Annotated in this window: 17 protein-coding genes and 1 pseudogene; 17 read left to right on the plus strand and 1 reads right to left on the minus strand. The window is 44.6% G+C overall.

Features of this window, described 5'->3' with window-relative positions; genetic code table 11:
• Positions 1 to 34 precede the first annotated feature (34 nt).
• Positions 35 to 1309, minus strand: a complete 1275-nt coding sequence (locus tag HMPREF9449_RS03690; protein WP_009135888.1) for a bifunctional folylpolyglutamate synthase/dihydrofolate synthase — start codon at positions 1307 to 1309, stop codon at positions 35 to 37.
• A 221-nt stretch (positions 1310 to 1530) separates the two neighbouring features.
• On the opposite strand from HMPREF9449_RS03690, the gene HMPREF9449_RS03695 reads away from it, so the two are divergent.
• From HMPREF9449_RS03695 to HMPREF9449_RS03780, 17 genes and pseudogenes are all read left to right on the plus strand, one after another.
• The gene (locus HMPREF9449_RS03695) at positions 1531 to 2163 is read left to right on the plus strand and encodes a redox-sensing transcriptional repressor Rex (protein ID WP_009135889.1); all 633 of its coding nucleotides are present in this window, start codon (positions 1531 to 1533) and stop codon (positions 2161 to 2163) included.
• Positions 2164 to 2319: 156 nt separating this feature from the next.
• On the plus strand, positions 2320 to 4272 hold the full coding sequence (thrS, locus tag HMPREF9449_RS03700; protein ID WP_009135890.1) for a threonine--tRNA ligase: 1953 nt from the start codon (positions 2320 to 2322) through the stop codon (positions 4270 to 4272).
• A 152-nt stretch (positions 4273 to 4424) separates the two neighbouring features.
• A pseudogene (gene infC / locus HMPREF9449_RS03705) lies at positions 4425 to 4964 on the plus strand (translation initiation factor IF-3); the annotation flags it as partial.
• Positions 4965 to 5090: 126 nt separating this feature from the next.
• Positions 5091 to 5285: a 50S ribosomal protein L35 gene (rpmI, locus tag HMPREF9449_RS03710; protein WP_009135892.1), complete on the plus strand. Its 195-nt coding sequence runs from the start codon at positions 5091 to 5093 to the stop codon at positions 5283 to 5285.
• 88 nt (positions 5286 to 5373) lie between these two features.
• A complete protein-coding gene (gene rplT, locus HMPREF9449_RS03715; protein WP_009135893.1) occupies positions 5374 to 5730 on the plus strand; it encodes a 50S ribosomal protein L20 in 357 nt (118 codons plus the stop codon).
• Between the two features lie 196 nt (positions 5731 to 5926).
• The gene (dapB, locus tag HMPREF9449_RS03720; RefSeq protein WP_009135894.1) at positions 5927 to 6649 is read left to right on the plus strand and encodes a 4-hydroxy-tetrahydrodipicolinate reductase; all 723 of its coding nucleotides are present in this window, start codon (positions 5927 to 5929) and stop codon (positions 6647 to 6649) included.
• 39 nt (positions 6650 to 6688) lie between these two features.
• The gene (locus tag HMPREF9449_RS03725) at positions 6689 to 8077 is read left to right on the plus strand and encodes a S26 family signal peptidase (protein ID WP_009135895.1); all 1389 of its coding nucleotides are present in this window, start codon (positions 6689 to 6691) and stop codon (positions 8075 to 8077) included.
• Between the two features lie 365 nt (positions 8078 to 8442).
• Entirely contained in the window at positions 8443 to 9156 is a 714-nt protein-coding gene (locus tag HMPREF9449_RS03730; RefSeq protein WP_009135896.1) for a double zinc ribbon domain-containing protein, read from the plus strand.
• A 16-nt stretch (positions 9157 to 9172) separates the two neighbouring features.
• Positions 9173 to 10453 (plus strand): FHA domain-containing serine/threonine-protein kinase, encoded by a 1281-nt coding sequence (locus HMPREF9449_RS03735; RefSeq protein WP_009135897.1) that lies wholly within the window; start codon positions 9173 to 9175, stop codon positions 10451 to 10453.
• A gap of 10 nt (positions 10454 to 10463) precedes the next feature.
• Positions 10464 to 11282: a coiled-coil domain-containing protein gene (locus HMPREF9449_RS03740; RefSeq protein WP_009135898.1), complete on the plus strand. Its 819-nt coding sequence runs from the start codon at positions 10464 to 10466 to the stop codon at positions 11280 to 11282.
• A gap of 76 nt (positions 11283 to 11358) precedes the next feature.
• Positions 11359 to 12108, plus strand: coding sequence for a MotA/TolQ/ExbB proton channel family protein (locus HMPREF9449_RS03745; RefSeq protein ID WP_009135899.1), 750 nt, complete (start codon positions 11359 to 11361; stop codon positions 12106 to 12108).
• Positions 12109 to 12205: 97 nt separating this feature from the next.
• The gene (locus HMPREF9449_RS15770) at positions 12206 to 13834 is read left to right on the plus strand and encodes an FHA domain-containing protein (protein ID WP_009135900.1); all 1629 of its coding nucleotides are present in this window, start codon (positions 12206 to 12208) and stop codon (positions 13832 to 13834) included.
• Positions 13835 to 13844: 10 nt separating this feature from the next.
• Positions 13845 to 14777, plus strand: coding sequence for a hypothetical protein (locus tag HMPREF9449_RS03755; protein WP_009135901.1), 933 nt, complete (start codon positions 13845 to 13847; stop codon positions 14775 to 14777).
• 1 nt (position 14778) lies between these two features.
• The gene (locus HMPREF9449_RS15775) at positions 14779 to 16221 is read left to right on the plus strand and encodes a Stp1/IreP family PP2C-type Ser/Thr phosphatase (RefSeq protein WP_009135902.1); all 1443 of its coding nucleotides are present in this window, start codon (positions 14779 to 14781) and stop codon (positions 16219 to 16221) included.
• 69 nt (positions 16222 to 16290) lie between these two features.
• Entirely contained in the window at positions 16291 to 18609 is a 2319-nt protein-coding gene (locus tag HMPREF9449_RS15780) for a serine/threonine-protein kinase (protein WP_009135903.1), read from the plus strand.
• Positions 18610 to 18756: 147 nt separating this feature from the next.
• Positions 18757 to 20640 (plus strand): serine/threonine protein kinase, encoded by a 1884-nt coding sequence (locus tag HMPREF9449_RS15785; RefSeq protein WP_009135904.1) that lies wholly within the window; start codon positions 18757 to 18759, stop codon positions 20638 to 20640.
• A gap of 38 nt (positions 20641 to 20678) precedes the next feature.
• Positions 20679 to 21001: protein kinase domain-containing protein (locus HMPREF9449_RS03780; RefSeq protein WP_009135905.1), on the plus strand; the 323-nt coding region annotated here is incomplete at its 3' end.

Below are 21001 nucleotides of genomic sequence, written 5' to 3' on the forward strand. Positions count from 1 at the left end.
ATACAATTCAGCAGCCTTTTCGTTTCAACATTTGTCAAATCACTTCGGCAACCACGAATGTACTTCCCCCGATATAGATCATATCTTCCGGAGTGGCAGCTGCACGTGCGGCTGCGTAAGCTTCGGCTACTGTCGGGTAAATGTCTCCTTCCAATCCGTGTGCACAGGCTTTTTGGGCCAATATTTTTTCGTTCATGGCTCTTGGAATAGAAGCCTTACAGAAATAATAACGGGCATCTTTAGGAAGGATAGAGAGGACGCTGTCCACGTCTTTATCACTGACCATACCGATCACAAAATGCAGTTTGTCGTAAGAACAGCTCGCGAGTTGGGTCCGGATTTCCGATAATCCGTCGATATTGTGGCCGGTGTCACAGATTGTATAGGGCCGTTCTGCCAGTTGCTCCCAGCGGCCGTGCAGCCCCGTATTGGGAATAACGCGGGCCACTCCCTGGCGGATGTCCTGTTCGTATAGGGCCAGTCCACAACTTTGCAATAACAAGACAGTTTCCAGTACAACCGGAATATTCTTTCGTTGATAACTTCCTTTTAAGTCGCACGACAAATGAGGATACGTAATACCGTTTTTGTGCCGGGCGTCGTAAGTACCGTCCTCGTTTTTTCCCATTTGCCATTCTTCGGAAGCAAACGTCAGAGTCGTATGACAGTCGGAAGCTTTCTTTTCGAATACGAAATCGTAGGCAGCATCCCGAGTGCCGATAACAGCCGGTATATCGGTTTTAATAATACCTGCTTTCTCGGCAGCGATTTCCGGTAAGGTATTTCCGAGGAGAGCCATATGGTCGAAAGAAATATTGGTAATGATAGAAGCCAGGGGGGTAATGATGTTAGTAGAATCCAGGCGTCCTCCTAAGCCCACTTCTATCACGGCGATATCTACTTCCGTATCGGCGAAATATTGAAATGCCATGGCTACTGTCATTTCGAAAAAAGAGGGTTTTAACTCAGCAAACAGCGCTTGATTTTGCCCGACAAAGTCGATTACGTATTGTTCAGACACCATTTCCCCGTTTACTTTGATCCGTTCCCGGAAGTCTTTCAGGTGGGGAGAAGTATAAAGTCCGGTTTTATATCCGGCTTCCTGTAAGATAGAGGCCAGCATGTGGGATACGGAACCTTTTCCGTTTGTTCCGGCGACATGTATGGTCTTAAATTGCCGGTGCGGATGATGAAAATGTTCATCCAAAAAAAGAGTATTGTTTAAATTTGCCTTATAAGCAGCTTGTCCTTCGCGTTGATACATCGGCAGTTGGGCAAATAGCCAATCCAGTGTTTCCTGATAATTCATAATTGAAAAATTAATTCCTGCAAAAGTACGAAACAATTGAAAATAGGAAATTCAAAATGAAAAAAAAATTAAGGCATAAGATTGGGATTTAATTTTCATTCAATTGGAAAAAAGATTATCTTTGCAAGTTACTAATTAACTCCAACGGGTTGTCGGAGGAGGTGAAACCGGAAAAACAAAACTAACAAAGCTCAACAAACTATTTAAGGAAGTTCAACAATATGAAGCGGGATAAAGAAGTACCAGTGCCGGTACTGAGACGAATGCCTTCTTACTTATCTTTTGTGAAGACATTGCAGAAGCAGGGAGAGAAATATGTTTCATCGACACGAATAGCCGAATATATGGATATCGATTCCACCCAGGTCACCAAAGATTTGTCCCATACCGGGATTACGGGAAAAACGAGAGTGGGTTATGAGGTGGATAGCTTTGTTAAAATTTTGGAGGATTTTCTGGGATTCAGTAAAGTGGATTGTGCTTTTTTAGTGGGGGCCGGTTCTTTGGGAAGCGCTTTATTGCAGGATAAAGGATTGTCCGCTTTCGGGTTGAGTATTGAGGCTGCTTTTGATGTGGATAAGGCGAAAGTGGGGACAAAAGTGAACGATATAGAAATATTTCATATCGATCAGTTCCGGGCGATGGCTGCGGAGCGGAATGTTGTCATCGGAATCATCACGGTGCCGGCGGAACATGCCCAGAATGTGGCCGATTTGATGGTGGCTTGGGGAATTAAAGCCATTTGGAACTTTACGCCTGCCCGTATTAAAGTTCCTTCGCATATTGTCGTTCAGAATACTACAATCTATATGAATCTGGCGATTTTATTCAATAAATTATACAATCAGGAATAGGTGAAAAGCATAAATAGGCGATACAAAGGAGAATACGCATTTATTTTTGTTATTTCTTCTTTATATTTTGTCTTTTATATTTTCTTTTTTCTTCCTTTATTTCCTATCTTTGCACCTTGCAAAATGCAGTATTACTAAATTTATTAAGAGAAAATCATGGTAAAGATTACATTTCCTGACGGAAGCGTTAAGGAATTCGAATCAGGAATAAACGGCCTTGAAATAGCAAAATCCATTAGTCCTAAGCTGGCTAAAGAAGTATTGTCGATATCGGTAGACGGGGAAATCTGGGATTTGACTCGTCCTATTGACAAAGATGCGGAGATCAAGTTGTTTACCTGGGAAGATGAAGAAGGGAAACATGCATTCTGGCATTCTTCTGCTCATTTGATGGCAGAAGCTTTGCAACAATTATATCCGGACACGAAATTCGGTATCGGGCCGGCTATTGAAAACGGGTTTTACTATGATGTGGATCCGGGAGAGGGAGTGGTATTGACCGATAAGGATTTGGTCGTTGTGGAGAAGAAAATGTTGGAACTGGCCCGGGAAAGACAGGAGTTTTGCCGGATCAATGTGAGCAAACAGCAAGCTTTGGATCATTTTTCCTCCCTGCAGGAAAACTATAAAGTTGAACTAATTAACGACCTGGAAGACGGGAAGATTACCTATTACCGTCAGGGGACTTTTACCGATTTGTGCCGGGGACCTCATTTGCCCGATACCTCATATATCAAAGCCATTAAGTTGACCAGTCTGGCCGGAGCTTACTGGCGCGGAAATGAACACAACAAGATGTTGACCCGTATCTATGGGATTACTTTTCCCAAGCAAAAGATGCTGGACGAATGGTTGGTGCTGATGGAAGAAGCCAAACAGCGGGATCACCGGAAGATTGGAAAAGAGATGGAATTGTTTGCCTTCTCTCAGGAGGTGGGGGCAGGTCTGCCGTTGTGGTTACCGAAAGGGGCGATGCTGAGGGACCGTTTGGAGGCTTTTTTGAGGAAAGTGCAAAAACAATACGGCTACCAGCAAGTGATTACCCCGCATATCGGAAATGTAAATTTGTATAAAACTTCCGGGCACTTCCAGAAATACGGAAAGGATAGTTTCCAGGTGATCACCACTCCTCAGGAAGGAGAGGAATTTATGCTGAAGCCGATGAATTGTCCGCATCACTGTGAAATATATAAGACCAAACCGCGTTCCTATAAGGATCTGCCTGTGCGTTTTGCCGAGTTCGGTACGGTATACCGTTACGAACAAAGTGGGGAATTGCACGGTTTAACGCGGGTAAGGGGGTTCACGCAGGATGATGCTCATTTATTCTGTACACCGGATCAGTTGAAAGAAGAATTCATGAAAGTGATCGATATCATTTTTATCATCTTCAAAGCTTTGGATTTTAAAGATTTCACGGCTCAGGTATCTTTGCGGGATCCGAAAGATAAAGAAAAGTACATCGGTACGGATGAAAACTGGGAAAAGGCTGAACGGGCAATTATAGAAGCTGCGGCTGAGAAGGGACTGAAGACGACAGTAGAATTGGGAGAGGCTGCTTTTTATGGTCCGAAGCTGGATTTTATGGTAAAAGATGCGATTGGCCGGAAATGGCAATTGGGAACCATTCAGGTGGATTATAATTTGCCGGAACGTTTTAAACTTGAATATACGGGAGCGGACAATCAAAAACACCGTCCGGTGATGATTCACAGGGCACCTTTCGGAAGTATGGAGCGCTTTGTGGCCGTATTGATCGAACATACCGGAGGAAAATTCCCTTTGTGGCTTGCTCCGGACCAGGCTGTCATCCTTACAGTCAGTGAAAAATCGAACGAATATGCCCGGAAACTTTCGGAATTACTAAATAATTCCGATATTCGCACGGCATTGGACGACCGTAATGAAAAGATCGGCCGGAAAATACGGGATAACGAATTGAAGAAAATTCCGTATCTATTGGTGGTCGGAGAGAATGAGGCGAAAGAAAACCGGGTGTCAGTACGCCGCCAGGGGCAGGGAGATATGGGGGCTATGAGGGTAGAAGAATTTATCGAATTGATTAAAAAAGAAGTAGACGGACAATTAAAGTCCATCTATAATGAATAATAACAGAGATGGGAATGTTCGGAAAGTCAGAATTTTTGACTGTTTGAAAAGAAGGGTTCCTAGGGGAACGGAGTAGTACAGTTTATTTGTCCGGAAACTTTTTGAACACTCTCATTGTAACAAAATAAGGAGGATTTAATATAGCAACAAGAATGGAATTCAGAGGTCCGAGAAACCGTCAGATTAACAAAGAACCACAACACAAAATCAATGAGTTAATCAAAGCACCGACTGTGAGGGTTGTTGGTGAAAATATTGAAGCGGGAGTTTATCCGCTGCGTGAAGCTTTAGCTATGGCAGAAGCTGCCGGTGCGGATTTAGTGGAAATTTCTCCGAATGCGGAACCGCCCGTATGCCGGATTATCGAATACAGTAAGTATTTATACCAGCTGAAGAAGAAGCAAAAAGAGATCAAAGCTAAGAGTGTAAAGGTGGTCATCAAAGAAATTCGTTTCGGACCCCAGACGGATGAACATGACTTTAATTTTAAATTGAAGCATGCCAAGGGGTTCCTGGAAGAAGGAGCTAAGGTTAGGGCTTATGTCTTTTTTAAAGGACGTTCTATTCTGTTTAAAGATCAGGGATCCGATATTCTCAATCGGTTTATTTCAGAATTGGAAGACTATGGGAAAGTAGAATCTGCTCCGAAACTGGAAGGAAAAAAGATGATTGTGGTATTGGCTCCGAAAAAATAATAGAAACCCCGGAGAGGGGGGAAGGTGTCGTCCGTTTAAACATTTGAACATTTAAAGGTTCAAATATGCATCAGGATTTTTTATTATTACATATTTTCTGAAACACAATTAAATTAAGCGAAAATGCCAAAAATGAAGTCAGTGAGTAGCGCAAAGAAAAGATTTACTTTGACCGCTACCGGGAAGATTAAAAGAAAACATGCTTTCAAAAGTCATATTTTGACTAAGAAAACGACAAAACAAAAGAGAAATCTTACTCATTCAACGACTGTTGCTCCTGCCAATTTAAAAGCAGTGAAGAGCATGTTAGCGATGTAAGAATTAAGAAACACAGTTTATTAACCTGAATGTCATGCTCAATAAGTTTTCATACGAGTGAAACGCTGACATTTAAAAAACAAAGATTATGCCAAGAGCTAAAAATGCCGTTGCTTCAAGAGCACGTAGAAAAAAGGTTTTAAAACAGACCAAAGGTAACTTTGGTGCCAGAAAAAATGTTTGGACGGTTGCTAAAAACACATATGAAAAAGGTTTGATATATGCGTTCCGTGACAGACGTAAGAAAAAATCAGAATTCCGCGCATTGTGGATTCAGAGAATCAATGCTGCAGTCAGACTGGAAGGTCTGTCTTATTCTAAATTTATGGGATTGGTACATAAGGCAGAAGTGGACATCAACCGTAAGGTGTTGGCCGATTTAGCCATGAATCATCCGGAAGCTTTCAAGGCTGTGGTTGCGAAAGTGAAAGAATTAGCAAAGTAATGATAAAAAATCGAAGAAAAGGCTGCCTGGTGGCAGCCTTTTTTATTACCTTTGCGTAATCAGTTGCACTTCAGCAGGCTGTTGTTGAATCGGATAGTAGATCCGGTTTGTCTTTCCTTTACCTGAAGGAAGTTAAATGTTACGTTTGCGGAGGAAGGGGGGAGGAAGCTGACTCATTGTGATTAGAGATTTTGATATGAAAATAGCATTATTAGGATACGGCCGGATGGGCAAGGCAATCGAAAAAATTGCTTTGGAAAAAGGGCATACGATTGTATTGAGAGTAGAGGAAAATAATCGGGCGCAATGCCGGGACGAACAGCTGGCGGCAGCGGACGTCGCTATTGAATTTTCCGCACCGGCAGTAGCCGTGGGGAATTACAGATGGTGCTTTGAAAACGGAGTACCGGTTGTCTCGGGTACGACCGGTTGGCTGGAAAAATGGGAGGAAGTAATGGCTTATTGCCAGGAAAAACAGGGGGGCTTTTTTTATGCATCCAATTTTAGCGTAGGGGTCAATTTATTTTTTCATTTGAATCAGTACCTGGCTAAAATTATGGGTAAATTCAGCGATTATAAGGTTTATATCGAAGAGACCCATCATATCCACAAACTCGATAAGCCCAGTGGGACGGCTATTACTTTGGCGCAGGGAATATTGGATAATCATCCGGGGTATAAGCGGTGGCAATTGGTGCACGAAGCGGAAATGGCGGAGGATGTACTTCCGGTGAAAGCAAAACGGGAGGGTGAAGTTCCTGGCATTCATGTGATTACTTATAAATCGGGGGTGGATGAAATTGAAATCCGGCATTCCGCTTTTTCCCGGGAAGGTTTTGCCCAAGGGGCGGTGTTTGCGGCTGAATTCATGAAGGGAAAACGGGGGGTATTCGGGATGGACGATCTGTTGAGTATATAAAAAATTTTCAAATACAGGGATATCGCTAACAAAGAGAATATGAGAAATTTATTACAAAACAAATGGTTTAAATTCAGTATTGTATTGATTGTATATCTGCTGTGGGTGTTGTGGGTCGGAAGCTGGTGGTTACTGATATTGGTACCGGTTATTTTTGATGTATATATTAGCCGGAGGGTACATTGGGCCTTTTGGAAGAAAAAAGGAGTAAAAAAACAGACCAAGGCGGTAGAATGGATCGACGCTTTAATATTTGCTGTTGTAGCTGCGACTTTGATTCGTATTTTTATATTTGAGGCCTATACGATTCCGACTTCTTCTATGGAGAAATCGATGTTGGTCGGGGATTATTTGTTTGTCAGCAAGGTGGCTTACGGGCCGAAATTGCCGAACACTCCTTTGGCTGTGCCCTTTACCCATCATACCTTGCCTTTCACTCAAAGTACGAAAGCCTATTCTGAACTGATACAATGGCCTTATAAACGAATTGCCGGTACGAGCGAAATCAAGCGGAATGATATCATTGTTTTCAATTTCCCTACGGGAGATACGGTCATTATCGGGAACGAAAATCCGGATTATTATTCTCAGCTTCGCACCAATGCCCGGAATTATCAGCGGGCGGAACAAAGTCAGGGAGTAGACATGACTTTTGAAGAAGCTAAAACGAAAGTCAGGGACCTGATGAAACAGCGTTTCGAAATTATTTCCCGTCCTGTCGATAAAAGAGAAAATTATATTAAAAGAGGGGTAGGCATGCCCGGGGATACCTTGGTATTGAGAGAGGGACAGTTGTATGTAAACGGGCAACTGGCGGATGAAGTGGAGAATTTACAATATGATTATATTGTGCGGACCAATGGAGTGCCTTTAAACCGCACGAAATTGAAAGACGATATCGGTATTTCGTTGGAAGATATCCGGATGATATCTACTTCGGAATACAATTTTCCGTTGACTGCCGAAATGGTTGAGAAATTGAAGGCTTATCCGAATGTTACGGAAATAGAAAGAGTACACGATTCCGGCATCAATCCGGATATCTTTCCTTTTAGTCCGGATTATCCCTGGAATATAGATAACTTCGGTCCGTTGTATGTACCGAAGAAGGGCGATCAGGTGGAGTTGACCCTCGAGACTTTGCCTTTATATGAGCGGATTATTGGGACTTATGAACAAAATAAGCTGGAAGTGAAGGATTCTGTTATCTATGTAAACGGACAGCCTGCGGACCGTTATACTTTTAAGATGAACTATTACTGGATGATGGGGGATAACCGACACCGTTCCGCCGATTCCCGTTTCTGGGGATTTGTTCCGGAAGATCATGTGGTGGGTAAGGCTTATTTTATTTGGCTATCTTTGGATAAAGACAAATCTTTCCTGAGTAAAATCAGATGGAATCGGATGTTCCGTTTTGTACAGTAAGGCGATTTCACATGAATTTGATATAAATAGGGGGTGTCAAAAGTTTACTTTTGACACCCCTGTCGTTTTTCCTGCCTGTGTAATGAAGTTCTTCCGGCTTCCGATAGCGTATATACTTGCCTATTATTCTTTTCCTTTGAAGGTAACATTATCTTAACAATATTAAATAGTATCCAATCAATTTTTTATAAAAAATTGTAAATTATTATTGTATTTCTGAAGAATTGACTTTATTTTTGAAGACACTATTTAGATTGGGGCGTATTTGTATTAATAAAAACTTAAAATAGTGTTTTGATTTTGGGATTCATTTTTGGAGAAAGGACTTTAATAAATAGTTTTACAAATAATAATTCTGAATATTTATGAGATGTAAAAATTGTGGCTGGGATAATCCGGTTGGAAAATCCAGGTGTGAAAAATGTAATGTACCCTTGAGTGGTTCAATGATCGATAGTGATGTTTCTTTTTCTCAGCATTCTTCGGTTGAAGAGACCGGATTTACTCCGAATAAGACAGTATATGAAGAAGAGGTTTTTAAAGAAGAGGCTTCTGGCGGTGGTGCAGGGAGAAAATGTGAGAAATGCGGTTATCCGTTACGTCCCGGGCAGGTGAGATGTCCGGAATGTGAAGCGGAGACGGTTATTGGGGAAGAAGAAAAGAAAGCCTATTGTCCTCAGTGTGGCCAGGCATTGAAGGGAGCTACGAACTTCTGTCCCAATTGTGGGACTTCTTTAAATGGTCCGCAAGAAAAAAAAGAATTTGGTCGGAAGACTGTTCTTCCCGGTCGGCGTTTTCGTTGTTCCTTAACTTTAATACCGGAAGAAAAAGAGCGTATAGAGCCTCAGACATTGGATTTTTCAGGGGAGGAAATTATTTTGAACCGGGACAATACGGAGCCGGACAACAATACCATTACTTCCCAGGAACAGGCTGTATTGACTTATGAAAATAAAAAGTGGTATATTCAGGACCGGAGTAGCTTGAAGACCACCTATCTCTATGCGGGGGATAAGCTGGAATTGCATTCCGGGGATATAATTGTGCTGGGGGACCGGAAATTTGAGTTCCACAGTTAGAAAACAAAATGAAAATATGTCTCAGACAATTTTAGCACAAAGGTGTAATTTTAAAGAAAGAGACGTCATTGACCGCCAGTACTGTGTAGAAAAGGAATTGGGGGAGGGAGCTTTTGGAAAGGTTTTCCGGGTCCGGAAGTTCAATAATGATATATATGCTTTAAAATTGCTTAAACTTTGGGAGGTACATCCTGACATCCGCAAGCAATTAGTAGACCGTTTTGATATGGAATTCGAGACGGGGCAGATTGATAGTAATTATCTGGTTCATTCTATTGCGCATGGGATGGTGGAGGGCAATCCGTATATTGTTATGGAATATTGCCCCGGAGGGGATTTAATTGGCTGTATGAGGCGAAAGAACGTGGATTGGGTAAAGATTGCCCATCAGGTGCTGTATGGATTGAGGGCTTTGCACCAATGTGGAAAAGTCCATCGGGATTTAAAGCCGGAGAATGTGTTGTTAAATAAAAGCGGGACGGCTGTTTTAACTGATTTCGGGATTTCCGGGGATCGGAATAAGCGTATGACGGAGCGCAATATATTGGGAAAACCCCGTCAGATTTTTGGTACTTATGCTTATATGCCTCCGGAGCAGGTAAAGAGGAACAGGGGAGACGCTACGGTATTGCCGACAACGGATATTTTTTCGTTCGGGGTAATGATGTATCAGTTGTTGACGGGTGGAAATCTGCCTTTCGGAAATTTGGAGAATGAAAACGATCTGGTGGTTTACCTGCAGAACGGAGAGAGGGGGATTTGGGATCGTACCGCTTTACATTCCTCGAAATGGAACAACGTATTGGAAGGCTGTTTAGAGCCTGATTTCAAAAGACGCTTGCAGTCGGTGGATACCGTTTTAGAGTTGCTACCGGCAGGGGCTTTTGTGGAGGAAGAACAATTGACGGACAGGCAACATCGGCTTCATATGATCGTCCGGCACGGAATTTTATTACGGATAATGCAGGGAGAGGAATACGGGAAGGAATACAGGCTTCCGGAATTGTTGGCTCGGGTAGGGAAAAGGAGGCTGACGCTGGGAAGGGATGAGCACAATATCATACGGATAAAAGAGGAGGAAAGTCTGTACATTTCCCGCCGGCATTGTACCCTTGAACAGGAAGAGGAACATTGGTTTATCCGGGATGGGCAGTGGATTCCGGAGACCCGTCAATGGCGGGGGTCCTTAAATGGTACGTATGTGAATTCGACTCCAGTGTCTTCGGAAGGAATGGAATTTCATCCGGGGGATATTATTTCTATTGGGGATGTTAAATTAAGGGTAGAAGGTTATTAACAAAGCGAATATGGCGCGTAAAGAAATAAATGTATTCAGCGTGTCGTTTCTGGATCTTTTGTCGGGAGCGCTGGCGGCTGTCATCATTCTGTACATTATTGTGCCGAAGATGAGTCAGGAGCAGCAAGAAGCGGTCGAGCAACTGGAAGAATTGCAGCAACAGTTGCAGCAAATGGACAGTTTGATGGCCCGCTTGGAAAATACGGTGCCTGCGGAATTATATGAGCAAATCCAGGCCCGGCTCAATGCGATGCAGAATACGATTGATCAGCTGACGGAGGAAGTACAGCGTTTACAGCAACAGCTGGCGGAGTCGGAAAGTGAAAATGAAGATTTACGGCAGCAGTTGGAGCAAGTCAGGCGGGAATTGGAAGCGGCCCGGGAAGAAGCCCAGCGAAACCGGAATGTTTCCGACGGGAAGATCTTCGGTATGGACGCGGAATTGGGAATCGTATGTGTGTGGCCTGAAAATGTGGATGTGGATTTATATGTAGAAGATTTATCGACCCAAAACGTATGTTATTACGGCAATAAGGTGACTTTATTTGGTAATTTAATGGAGGACATCACTTCCCGGGCATCGGCTGAAGACGATCGCTACGAATTGTTTTATCAAAAAAGGGTCGTACCGGGACAATATCGGGTGTATGTGAATATTTATACTAAAAGTCATGCTCCGGCGACGGTTGAGGGATATGTCGTTTTATTTCCCGGAAGACCGTCTCAGCAGAAGATACCTTATGGGCCGGTTTATTTAAATACGGTGGGACAGAATGCCGCCATCGGGGTATTGAATGTAACGCCTACGAGTATCAGTTTAAGTCGTTAGCGTGAAAAGGATAATAGTAAAAACGTTCGTTAAACCAGCTTGAAAGGAAAAAAGCGAACACTAAAAAAGGGAAGATATGAAAGATTTGATGAATCATAGGGCTGTACGGTTATTGGTAAGTGTGGTACTTACTTTTCTCTTTATGGGAATACTGGTGGTGTGCACTTCGGATAAAGATCCCAACCGGATATTGGTGATGTTGGGAGGAACAATGCCGGAAGGTTTAATACAGGGCTTTACTTATTTTTTGTTTTTTTTCGGTATGTGTGAGGTGGCATGGATTTCCGGCAGGATTACTCATGAAAATGATGCTTTTTCTGCTCATTTGTTACCGGAGAAGGAGAACTGGGTTTTATCAGCGGACGATGTCAGTCAGCTGAAATTGAATATGCAGTCTATGGAACGCTCTCAGAAGTTTTATATGACGGACCTGATCAAGAAAGCTTGTACAAAATATCGTTTGAGTAAATCTTCTTCGGAGGTCTTGGACTTGGTCGATGCTCAGGTACGTATTTACCAGGAAGAAATGGAAAGCGAGCAATCGTTTATCAGCTATGTGGCTTGGGCTATTCCTTCTGTAGGATTTATCGGTACGGTGATCGGAATTGCGGCTTCTTTGGGATATGCCGGAGCTGTTTCCACTCCCGAGGGAATAACAAAGGTAACGGATATGCTGTCCGTCGCTTTCGATACGACCTTGGTAGCTTTGGCCTTGAGCATTATACTGATGTTCGGAATACATAATCTCCGGAAAAGACAGGACAGTTTATTTGCCCATATCAATGCTTATCTCATCGAGAATCTAATCAACCGGTTTTATAAATAGAAGATGTCTGTGAATCCGCCGTAAAAGCGGAGTAAAGTTTTAAAAAAGATAAAATTCGTTTATTGCAAATAGAAATCAAAATTTTAATACATAACATATGGCACAACCTACAAATACTTATAAGCGTTCTCTTTCTGCTTCTGTGGGGGCGGGAATGAGTTCTATATTCGGAGGTTCCGGCAGAAGATATTATATACTGGAACACAAAGTGAGTACCCGTTTTCACAAAGCGGGAGAGTCACAGGAAATTATCGTAGACCAGATCGAGTTGGGGCGGGATCCGAAATGTCAGGTGCGTTTTGACGAGAGTTTTAAAACGGTAAGTCGCCGGCATGCGGCTATTGTAAAGGACGGGGACAATTGGAAACTGGTTCAACTCTCTCAAACCAATTCCACCTACTTGAATGGTCGGAAAGTACAGAAGGAGTGGTATTTACAAAATGGGGACGAGATACAGCTTTCGACCAATGGTCCGAAATTGGGTTTTATTATCCCTCAGGGCGAGAAGGGATTGGTAAAAAGCATCGGGCTTTCTCACCGTTTGAGTTTATTCCGGCAGCAAGCGCTTCGTCCGTATAAGCAAGCGATCACAGCCTTGTCGGTGGTGTTGGTATTGGCGGTAGGAGGCTTGATTTCTTGGAATTATATACAGCACAAAGAATTTACACAGGAAAATAAAGCTTTGGCTGCCCGTTTCCAAAGAGAACTGGGGGTTCAGGATTCGATCCGTCGTCAGGAGTTGGCCCGGCGGGATGCGGAATATGCGGAGCAACACCGTCAGGATTCCATTCGTTATGCCCGGGAGATTGCCCGTTACGCTTCTCAGACCCGGAATTATTCCATCCCGACGCTTTTGGATCAGGCTTGTAAGGATGTCTATTTCTTACAGGTCGATAAAGTGGTATTGACCGATGGAAATCAGGAATGGGTATTAAACCGTAAAAATCCGGTAGGGCGTGCAGAAGACGGTTCCTATATTTTCGAGAAAGACGAAAACGGGGTGGACAAAGAGTACAAATTCGGATGGACCGGTACCGGATTTTTATTAAATGACGGTCGGTTTGTAACGGCCCGGCATTGCATAGAAGGATGGTTATATAATGATTTTTCCGGGGATTGCGGAGGGGATATTTTTAATGCTCATACCCTTGCCGAGAGTATGGATAATTATAAGATTGTTTGTTACCTGAAGGCTTTTTCTTCTATCTCGAATCAGGTATTTGAATTGAAGAGTACGGATTTTACGATTGATCGGTCTAAAGATAAAAAAATTGCCGTAGGGGTTTTTGAAGACGGTTCTCCCCGTTATGCCCGTCTGGTATTTCCGGCCCGGGCAGAAGACAGTGACGATATGTGGGGAACGGATTGGGCTTACACCACCAATACGGGCGGTCATCGGGGAGAGTTGGCTCCGGATGCTGCTTTGTCCCAGAATTTATTGCCTTCTGTTAAATTGTATGCCTTGGGATTCCCGCAGGGAATAGGGGTACAGGACGGAAGTCAGGAACAGATACAGCCGATTATCAGCGAGATGACAACGGCCAGAAGGGGATTGAGTTCGAGCGGTTGTATTCTGCATTCCAGCGGAACGGATCACGGGAACTCCGGAGGACCGATTATGGCTTTGAAAGATGACGGCAAATTAGTGGTGATTGGAATTGTTTCCCGGGGGGATATCCGTACCGAGCAATTCAATTGGGCCGTGCCGATTTGTTCTATTTATTAAACACAGACGTATGAAGCGAATTATAGGAATTATTATCGGATGTATGCTTTGCTGGGAAGGCGAAGCACAGTTCCGGTCTTTTGCAGGTCCGGCTTCGGCCAACCAGCAACTGATAGAAGAAGCGGTTCAGAAAGGGTTGTTTATTGTTCGTCAATCCTATCAATTGGAAGATACGGCAGCGGAAACCCCTGCTTATTACGGGCGGGAAGGGAAACCTTATTTCGGACAGCTGTATTCGTTAGCGGCCCGTTTAAAGGGAGGATATGTGATCGACGGGCGGTTGCTTACTCCTTGGGCGGAGGATGTGCATTTCGATGAATACCGGAATAGTACGCAATACCGGCCGGTTATTTCCCAGACAGCATACCGGAATATAGGGGAGAAGACGTATCAGCCTTTGGGATTTCGGGTGGAAAACCGGGATACTTTGGAGAAAGGAAGTGTGCTACTGGTGAAGGATTCGCTGTTTTCGGAAGGATTTTCTTTGTGGGAAGAAGAAGGGATTTGCAAAGGTTGGATTGTCCTGGCTGTAGGAGAAAAGCCTTTGAGTGAGAGCGATTCTGTGAGTCTTTCACTGATGATTTACCGTACGGAAATCAATAGGGAAGCGGGTAAATCCCTGTATGAAATAAAAGCGCCTTCTACTGCCCTTTCGGTGGTAGGAGGGGTATATATCTATCCGGTGGTGACCGCTATTGGGCAGTTGAATTTCCGATTGGTGGGATTGGTTCAGAAGATAGGGGATAAATGGTATATTCTGGCGGTGAAGGAGGCCTCTTCGATGGAGAGCGTTCCTTCGGGCTTGACTCCTGTTGGAGTGCGGGAGGAATCAGTAACTCGGGAGGAAACGGTAGTCGCTCCGGAAGAACAGGAAGAACAACAGGCTGAAGAACAGCCTCAAGAGCATAAAAAAGGGAAAAGAGACAGAAAAAAACGTTCATAACATGGGGAATATTGAGTTCAGGATGGCGGCCCTTACCAATGTAGGAAGAGTACGCACCAACAATGAAGATAATTTTTTGGTAGACAGTGATTTGTCGGATGACAAATGTTTTTTTACCCAGAACGAACAGAAAGATTTGGGGAAAAAAGGGGCTTTGCTGGTGGTAGCGGACGGTATGGGGGGAATGAATGCGGGGGAGGTGGCTTCCCGTTTAGCCGTCGAGACCATTCAGGAATATTTTTCAGCAGAACGGTTGACCGAAGACGTGATACAAAACCGGCAGTCTATCGAGCGGTATATGAAAATGACCATCGTTGCGGCCGATAAAGCGATAAAAGAGAGGAGTAAAAAGGACGAAAAGACCACTGGAATGGGCACTACGGTGGTGATGGCCTGGTTGTTGAAAGATAAGGTTTACGTCGCTTGGTGCGGGGATAGCCGGGCTTATGCGTGGCATCCGCAGATGGGTTTAAGGCAGTTGTCGAAAGATCATTCCTATGTGCAAGAATTGGTCGATAGCGGCAAATTGGATGAGGAAAATGCCTTTGATCATCCGGATAGTAACATCATTACCCGTAGTTTGGGAGATCCTCGTAAAGTTGCTGAACCGGATTTCCGGGAAGAGGAATTGTATCAGGGAGAGGTCATTTTACTGTGTAGTGACGGTTTATGCGGTATGATTCGCGACCGGGAAATGGAGGTTGTCCTCCGGGAAAATCCCGAAGATATGAAGCTTTGCGGGGAGGCTTTGATTGCAGCAGCCTTACAGGCCGGTGGGCATGATAATGTGACGGTTACTCTTTGCCGGGTGGTGGTTGGAGGAAAAACGCCGGTGGTTTCTACGGTGGATCATACTCACAAAGAAGGAGAGATACTGGAAAAGCCGGAAAAGAATAAAAAAATGTGGATGTATCTGCTGGGAGTCGTTTTTATCTTGGGGGTGGGCATTGGAATCGGTTGTTACATTAGCCGACCGGTAGCACCGGTAAATAAAAATCTGGAACAATCCGGTCCGCAAGGACAAGATTCTTTACGTTTGCTCGAAGGAGGGATAAGGGGGGCTATGGAAAGTGTAGGGAAACCGGTAACGGGAGGAGCGGAAGGGAATGGGGAAGGAAGCAAAGAAAATCAGGACGGACAAGGAAGTAAAGGAGTAAATCCTTCCAATCCTTTGGAACAGCAACAAAGTCCGCAAGACACTTCAAAGCAGCAGGGTACGGATTTGACTAGAGTAGAGGGAAAAGAAGGGAAGCCTTCAAATCTCAATTTAGTAAATCCGGGGGAAACAGGGCCGGGTGAACAACGTCCTGCCGGGGATACGACTCGGAAAGAAAACGGGGAAAAGCCGCAGCTGGGAGAGAATCCGGTGAGTGCCGAATTGGAACAACAGCCGCCGAGAGATACCTCGGGTTCGAAACAAGGAGGAATGGAAGAGGGGAAGTAGTCCGGAGCATGGATACCTTCGTCTCGGGAGGAGGAGGTGAAGTTTTTTGTAAACATAATTTTTGATAAAATGCGACTACAGGAGGATATATTATTTGCTGGCCGTTATCGGTTGATCCGGTTATTGGGGCGGGGCGGTTTTTCAGAGGTATGGCTGGCAGAAGATGGAATGACTGCTTTGCAGGTGGCTGTAAAAGTTTATGCTCCGGGGACGGGATTGGATACGGAGGGAATGAAACTGTTCAGTCAGGAGCTTTCCATTGTTTATAATTTAAATCATACGAATTTATTAAAACCGCAGCATTTCGATCGCTGTGAGGGATGCCCTTATTTAGTGCTGCCGTATTGTGCTCAGGGATCTGCTCAAAAGTTAATCGGAAGAATTACGGAGGAGGAAGCCTGGCGTTTTTTACACGATGTGGCAGCGGGTTTGGAATATCTGCATGCTAAAGAGCCGGCAGTGATTCATCAGGATATCAAACCGGACAATGTCCTGATCGATGAGTCGGGGCATTTTATGATTACCGATTTTGGTATCAGTACGAAGGCCCGGAGCACATTGCGCAAGAGTATGCCGCGGGCGGAAAATTCGGGAGGTACAACGGCTTATATGGGGCCGGAGCGCTTCGGGAAATATCCCTCACCTGTAATGGCCAGTGACATCTGGTCGTTGGGAGCTACTTTATACGAGTTGATGACGGGGGATACACCTTTTGGAAATTTAGGGGGAGTATTACAAAAGAACGGGGCGGAGATCCCCGAAGTGAATGGGGATTATTCTGCGGAATTGAAAGAAGGGGTGCAGGCTTGCCTGGCTTTGGAGACTTGGGAACGGCCGACGGCGGCGGTCTTGCGTCAGTATACGGAGGCTTGGCTGAAAGGAGAAAAGCCGCGGTGGCCGGAAAGTCCGAAAGCAGAAGAGCAAAAGGCGCCTTCCGTCAAGAAAGAAGAGCGGAAGACGGAAGCCTTTGTGGGGCAGAAGACAGAAAAGAAAAAGGCCGAAGAGGATTTCTTTCAGCAGAGGGAGGAACATCCGAAATCCCGGAAAGGATGGTATATCGGTATCGGGGCTACGACGGCCGTAGGAGTAATTGTGGCTTCTCTTTTTTTGCTTGTGGGAGGAGAATCCAGCAGTCACAGGATTGAACGGGAGTTTTACGAGACCTGCCAGCGGGTATCGGATTTCCGGGCTTATTTAGCCTGTTATCCTTACGGGGATTATGTCGATTTGGCCCGGGAACGGATACAGGATTTCCAGCAGGATAGTCTTGCATACGATGCTTGTCTCAAAGGAGCATATGCGGATTCAAGTGCAACGGACTTACTTACTTTTTATACAGAGCATCTGGAAAGATTCGAATCTTACCTCACCCGTTTTCCTCAGGGACATTATGTGGAATCGGCTCAGCGGAAAATCGAGGGCTTAAAGAAAGAGATAGCACAGGTTCGGCAAGAAGAGGACGACCGTCAGGCAGCTCTATTGCGACAACGTCAGGAACGGGCTGAAGAGCAAAGGCAACGGGAAGAACGGATGAGAAACAGGTCGGATGAACAGCGGTTGGCTATTACGAAAGTCGAGTTTGCCAATGTAGATGTGGACGGATTGATTATCAACGATTTTGGTACACCTTTGTATGCTTATACTCAGTATTTGGCTCCGCGGCTTACTTACAATAATCTGGCAGACGATTCCAAACAGATAGAAATCGGAATCAAAATGTATACGCCGGGTGGGGAACTGCATCAAGGAAATTCTTCTCCGGCCGGTTATACTTATATGCGGGAGATCGACCTGGCCGGCAAGCAGCGGAAAAATGTGACGAAAAATCTGCTTAGCTGGGGAAGTAAGGAGGGATATTCCTATGTTCCGGGAGTTTGGCGGTATGAGATTTGGTGTAACAACCGTTTGTTGTATAAAACGACTTATACCATAAGGCGTCCGATAGAAGGGGTAAGCGATGAGGTGATCACGAGGAATTACGATAACGGAGATAAATATATCGGGACGGTAAATGCTTCCGGACTTCCACACGGAGCGGGCACTTATATCTGGAGGGACGGGAATCGGTATGTAGGAGAATGGAGGGAGGGAAATATGAGCGGGAATGCTTATTTCTACTGGTCGGAGAAGGGGGATAAATATGTGGGACAGTATAAAAATGATACGCGAAATGGGAAAGGTGTTTTGTATTGGAAGGCAGGAGATCGCTATATAGGGGATTGGGTAGATGGAAACCGGACGGGAAAAGGTAGTTATTATTACGAAAATGGAGATCAATATGTAGGGGATTTTAAAGACAATGCCATGACCGGATGGGGAACCTATACCTATGCCAACGGAACGGTAGAAGAGGGACGTTGGGAAGACGGAACTTATTTGGGAAGTTAAAAAAATCTTATTTTGAGCAGCTGCACCATTGGACAGTCGTGTGACGTCTGCTTTGGAAATTATGGTGGTAAAGGAGGAGAAATTAAAATATTTTATGGCGAAGAAACAAAGGGGATATGGAGGGAAATAACTTAAAAAATTGAGAATATGGACTTACAGAATGGAACAATTGTGAACGGCCACTATCGGATAGTGGGTTCGGCTCCTATCGGTCGGGGCGGTTTTTCAGAGGTATGGAAAGCGGTGGATGTAATGACCGGAGTAGAAGTGGTTCTGAAAATATATGCACCCGGAACGGGTTTGGATGCGGAGGGACTGGAGGTGCTGAAACGTGAATTTGCCTTGGTATTCCAGTTGAATCACAATAATTTGCTGAAGGCCACTCATTTCGACATTATTGAGGGGAAGATTCCTTTTTTGGTGATGCCTTATTGTCCGGGTTCCTGTGCCGATGTGCGGCAGGCTTTTCCGGAACGGGAAGTATTTCGTTTTTTGAGGGATGTAGCGGCGGGGCTGGAGTTCTTGCACGAAAGGGATATCGTACATCAGGACATAAAACCGGCCAATATTTTAATCGATGCGTCGGGGCAATATGTGATTACCGATTTCGGAATCAGCACGCGGGTCAGGAATACCTTGCGGAAAAGTGCAACGCAGCAGAAAAGTTCGGAAGGAACCATTGCCTATATGGCTCCGGAACGGTTTGGACGGGACAATATGCCGGTAAAGGCCAGCGATGTCTGGTCGCTCGGAGTTACCGTCTTCGAGTTGATAGCCGGCTATGTACCTTTTGGGGAACACGGCGGACTAATGCAGAAAAACGGGGCGGAGATACCGGAAATCCCCGGAGATTATTCTCCGGAATTGAAAATGCTGGTTACCGCTTGTCTGGCACCGCAACCCTGGAATCGGCCTTTGGCCTCCCAGATCCGGGAATATGCCGGATACGGTTTGCAAGGACAAAATCAAAAAATTGCGGAAGCTTTACAGGGGAAAGTGACAACAGCCGGGGAAACGGCAGCTGCACCGAAAAAGCGAAATAAATTTATCTCCTTCTGGTTGGGATTGATGATTACCTTAAATACGCTGGGAGCTTGTTTTATGCTATACGGACTGTTGACGGAAGATATGTATGGGGGGACTTGGATGACGGTAAGTATGTCTTTTACGCTGAATGTCTTATGTGCTCTGATGTTGTGGAAATGGATGCGTTGGGGGTATTGGTTGTATATTTTTTCGGCGGTATTTGTCATGGTAGACGATCTTATTTCAGCTCCGTTAGACATGTTACCGACTTTAGTCGGTGGAGTGATCGGGCTCTTGATTTTATATGGAATTCTGAATTTAAAAAAGAACGGTATACCTGCGTGGAAACAGATGGACTATTCTTTCCATTGGAAAGAGCACAGGGGGATGTACGGGGGATTTATCGCTCTTTTGGCCGGAATTTTTCTGATCGGGATTGTAAAAATGCAGCAGGAGCCTACTTATACGGGATATTCTGATCCTCTTTACGGGATGGAGAGCGATACCACTTTTGTGAGTACGGAAGAATATCCGGCCACTCAGACGATGCTGGCTAAAGACGGAAGCTGTTCGGTTGTCGTGCCGGACTTTTTCGTAAAACAAGATTTAAACGATGGGGCGATTTTGAGTTGCGGCCTAAATGATGATCATCCCTATGTGACTGTCATGCGGGAAAAGAAAGTTACCGTAAACGATTACGGACTCACTACTTTGGCGAAATATACCGATTATCTGACGGACCAGATGAAACAGCAGGGGGAGATTATGGACTACCGTCAATTGTCCCGGGAAAATACGACGGTGAACGGGGCTTCGGCTATTCTGATCAAATTTGAAGGGAAAGTAAGCATCGGTAGTTTGAACGTAAAAATGTATTGGGAAAAATATTATATAGAAGGAAAGGATAGTTATTACCAATTGGTGATCTGTACCATAAATAGTAAAAAGGAGGAGTCGAAAGAGCTGATCCAGGAAATCGGTGCCTCATTCCAGGAAATTGTATAAGAGGGCCGGGGGAAGTGTCGTATTAGAATTTTAGAGGTATGGAATTGCGTGAGAACATATTGTTTGCGGATCGCTATCGGTTGTTGCGGTTATTGGGTCGGGGTGGTTTTTCAGAGGTGTGGTTGGCGTCCGATGAAAAGACGGGCTTACGGGTGGCGGTCAAGGTTTATGCCCCGGGTTCTGGTTTGGATGAGGATGGGGTTCGTTTGTTTACGGAAGAACTTTCGATTGTCTACAATCTGAATCACAGTAATTTGTTAAAACCTCATCATTTTGACGAATGCGGGGGGTGTCCTTATTTGGTGTTGCCTTATTGTGAGCGGGGTTCGTCGCAGCGGTTGATCGGTAAACTCACGGAGGA

Origin of the sequence: Odoribacter laneus YIT 12061 (assembly GCF_000243215.1) — a bacterium.
Taxonomy (GTDB): domain Bacteria; phylum Bacteroidota; class Bacteroidia; order Bacteroidales; family Marinifilaceae; genus Culturomica; species Culturomica lanea.

Bases quoted from the DNA above. Each gene is read 5' to 3' on its own strand.
- dapB (WP_009135894.1), top strand. From the start codon at position 5,927: ATGAAAATAGCATTATTAGGATACGGCCGGATGGGCAAGGCAATCGAA.
- HMPREF9449_RS03725 (WP_009135895.1), top strand. From the start codon at position 6,689: ATGAGAAATTTATTACAAAACAAATGGTTTAAATTCAGTATTGTATTG.
- rplT (WP_009135893.1), top strand. From the start codon at position 5,374: ATGCCAAGAGCTAAAAATGCCGTTGCTTCAAGAGCACGTAGAAAAAAG.
- HMPREF9449_RS15770 (WP_009135900.1), top strand. From the start codon at position 12,206: ATGGCACAACCTACAAATACTTATAAGCGTTCTCTTTCTGCTTCTGTG.
- HMPREF9449_RS15785 (WP_009135904.1), top strand. From the start codon at position 18,757: ATGGACTTACAGAATGGAACAATTGTGAACGGCCACTATCGGATAGTG.
- HMPREF9449_RS15775 (WP_009135902.1), top strand. From the start codon at position 14,779: ATGGGGAATATTGAGTTCAGGATGGCGGCCCTTACCAATGTAGGAAGA.
- HMPREF9449_RS03755 (WP_009135901.1), top strand. From the start codon at position 13,845: ATGAAGCGAATTATAGGAATTATTATCGGATGTATGCTTTGCTGGGAA.
- HMPREF9449_RS03690 (WP_009135888.1), bottom strand. From the start codon at position 1,309: ATGAATTATCAGGAAACACTGGATTGGCTATTTGCCCAACTGCCGATG.
- HMPREF9449_RS03745 (WP_009135899.1), top strand. From the start codon at position 11,359: ATGAAAGATTTGATGAATCATAGGGCTGTACGGTTATTGGTAAGTGTG.
- HMPREF9449_RS03740 (WP_009135898.1), top strand. From the start codon at position 10,464: ATGGCGCGTAAAGAAATAAATGTATTCAGCGTGTCGTTTCTGGATCTT.
- HMPREF9449_RS15780 (WP_009135903.1), top strand. From the start codon at position 16,291: ATGCGACTACAGGAGGATATATTATTTGCTGGCCGTTATCGGTTGATC.
- HMPREF9449_RS03730 (WP_009135896.1), top strand. From the start codon at position 8,443: ATGAGATGTAAAAATTGTGGCTGGGATAATCCGGTTGGAAAATCCAGG.
- rpmI (WP_009135892.1), top strand. From the start codon at position 5,091: ATGCCAAAAATGAAGTCAGTGAGTAGCGCAAAGAAAAGATTTACTTTG.
- HMPREF9449_RS03695 (WP_009135889.1), top strand. From the start codon at position 1,531: ATGAAGCGGGATAAAGAAGTACCAGTGCCGGTACTGAGACGAATGCCT.
- thrS (WP_009135890.1), top strand. From the start codon at position 2,320: ATGGTAAAGATTACATTTCCTGACGGAAGCGTTAAGGAATTCGAATCA.
- HMPREF9449_RS03735 (WP_009135897.1), top strand. From the start codon at position 9,173: ATGTCTCAGACAATTTTAGCACAAAGGTGTAATTTTAAAGAAAGAGAC.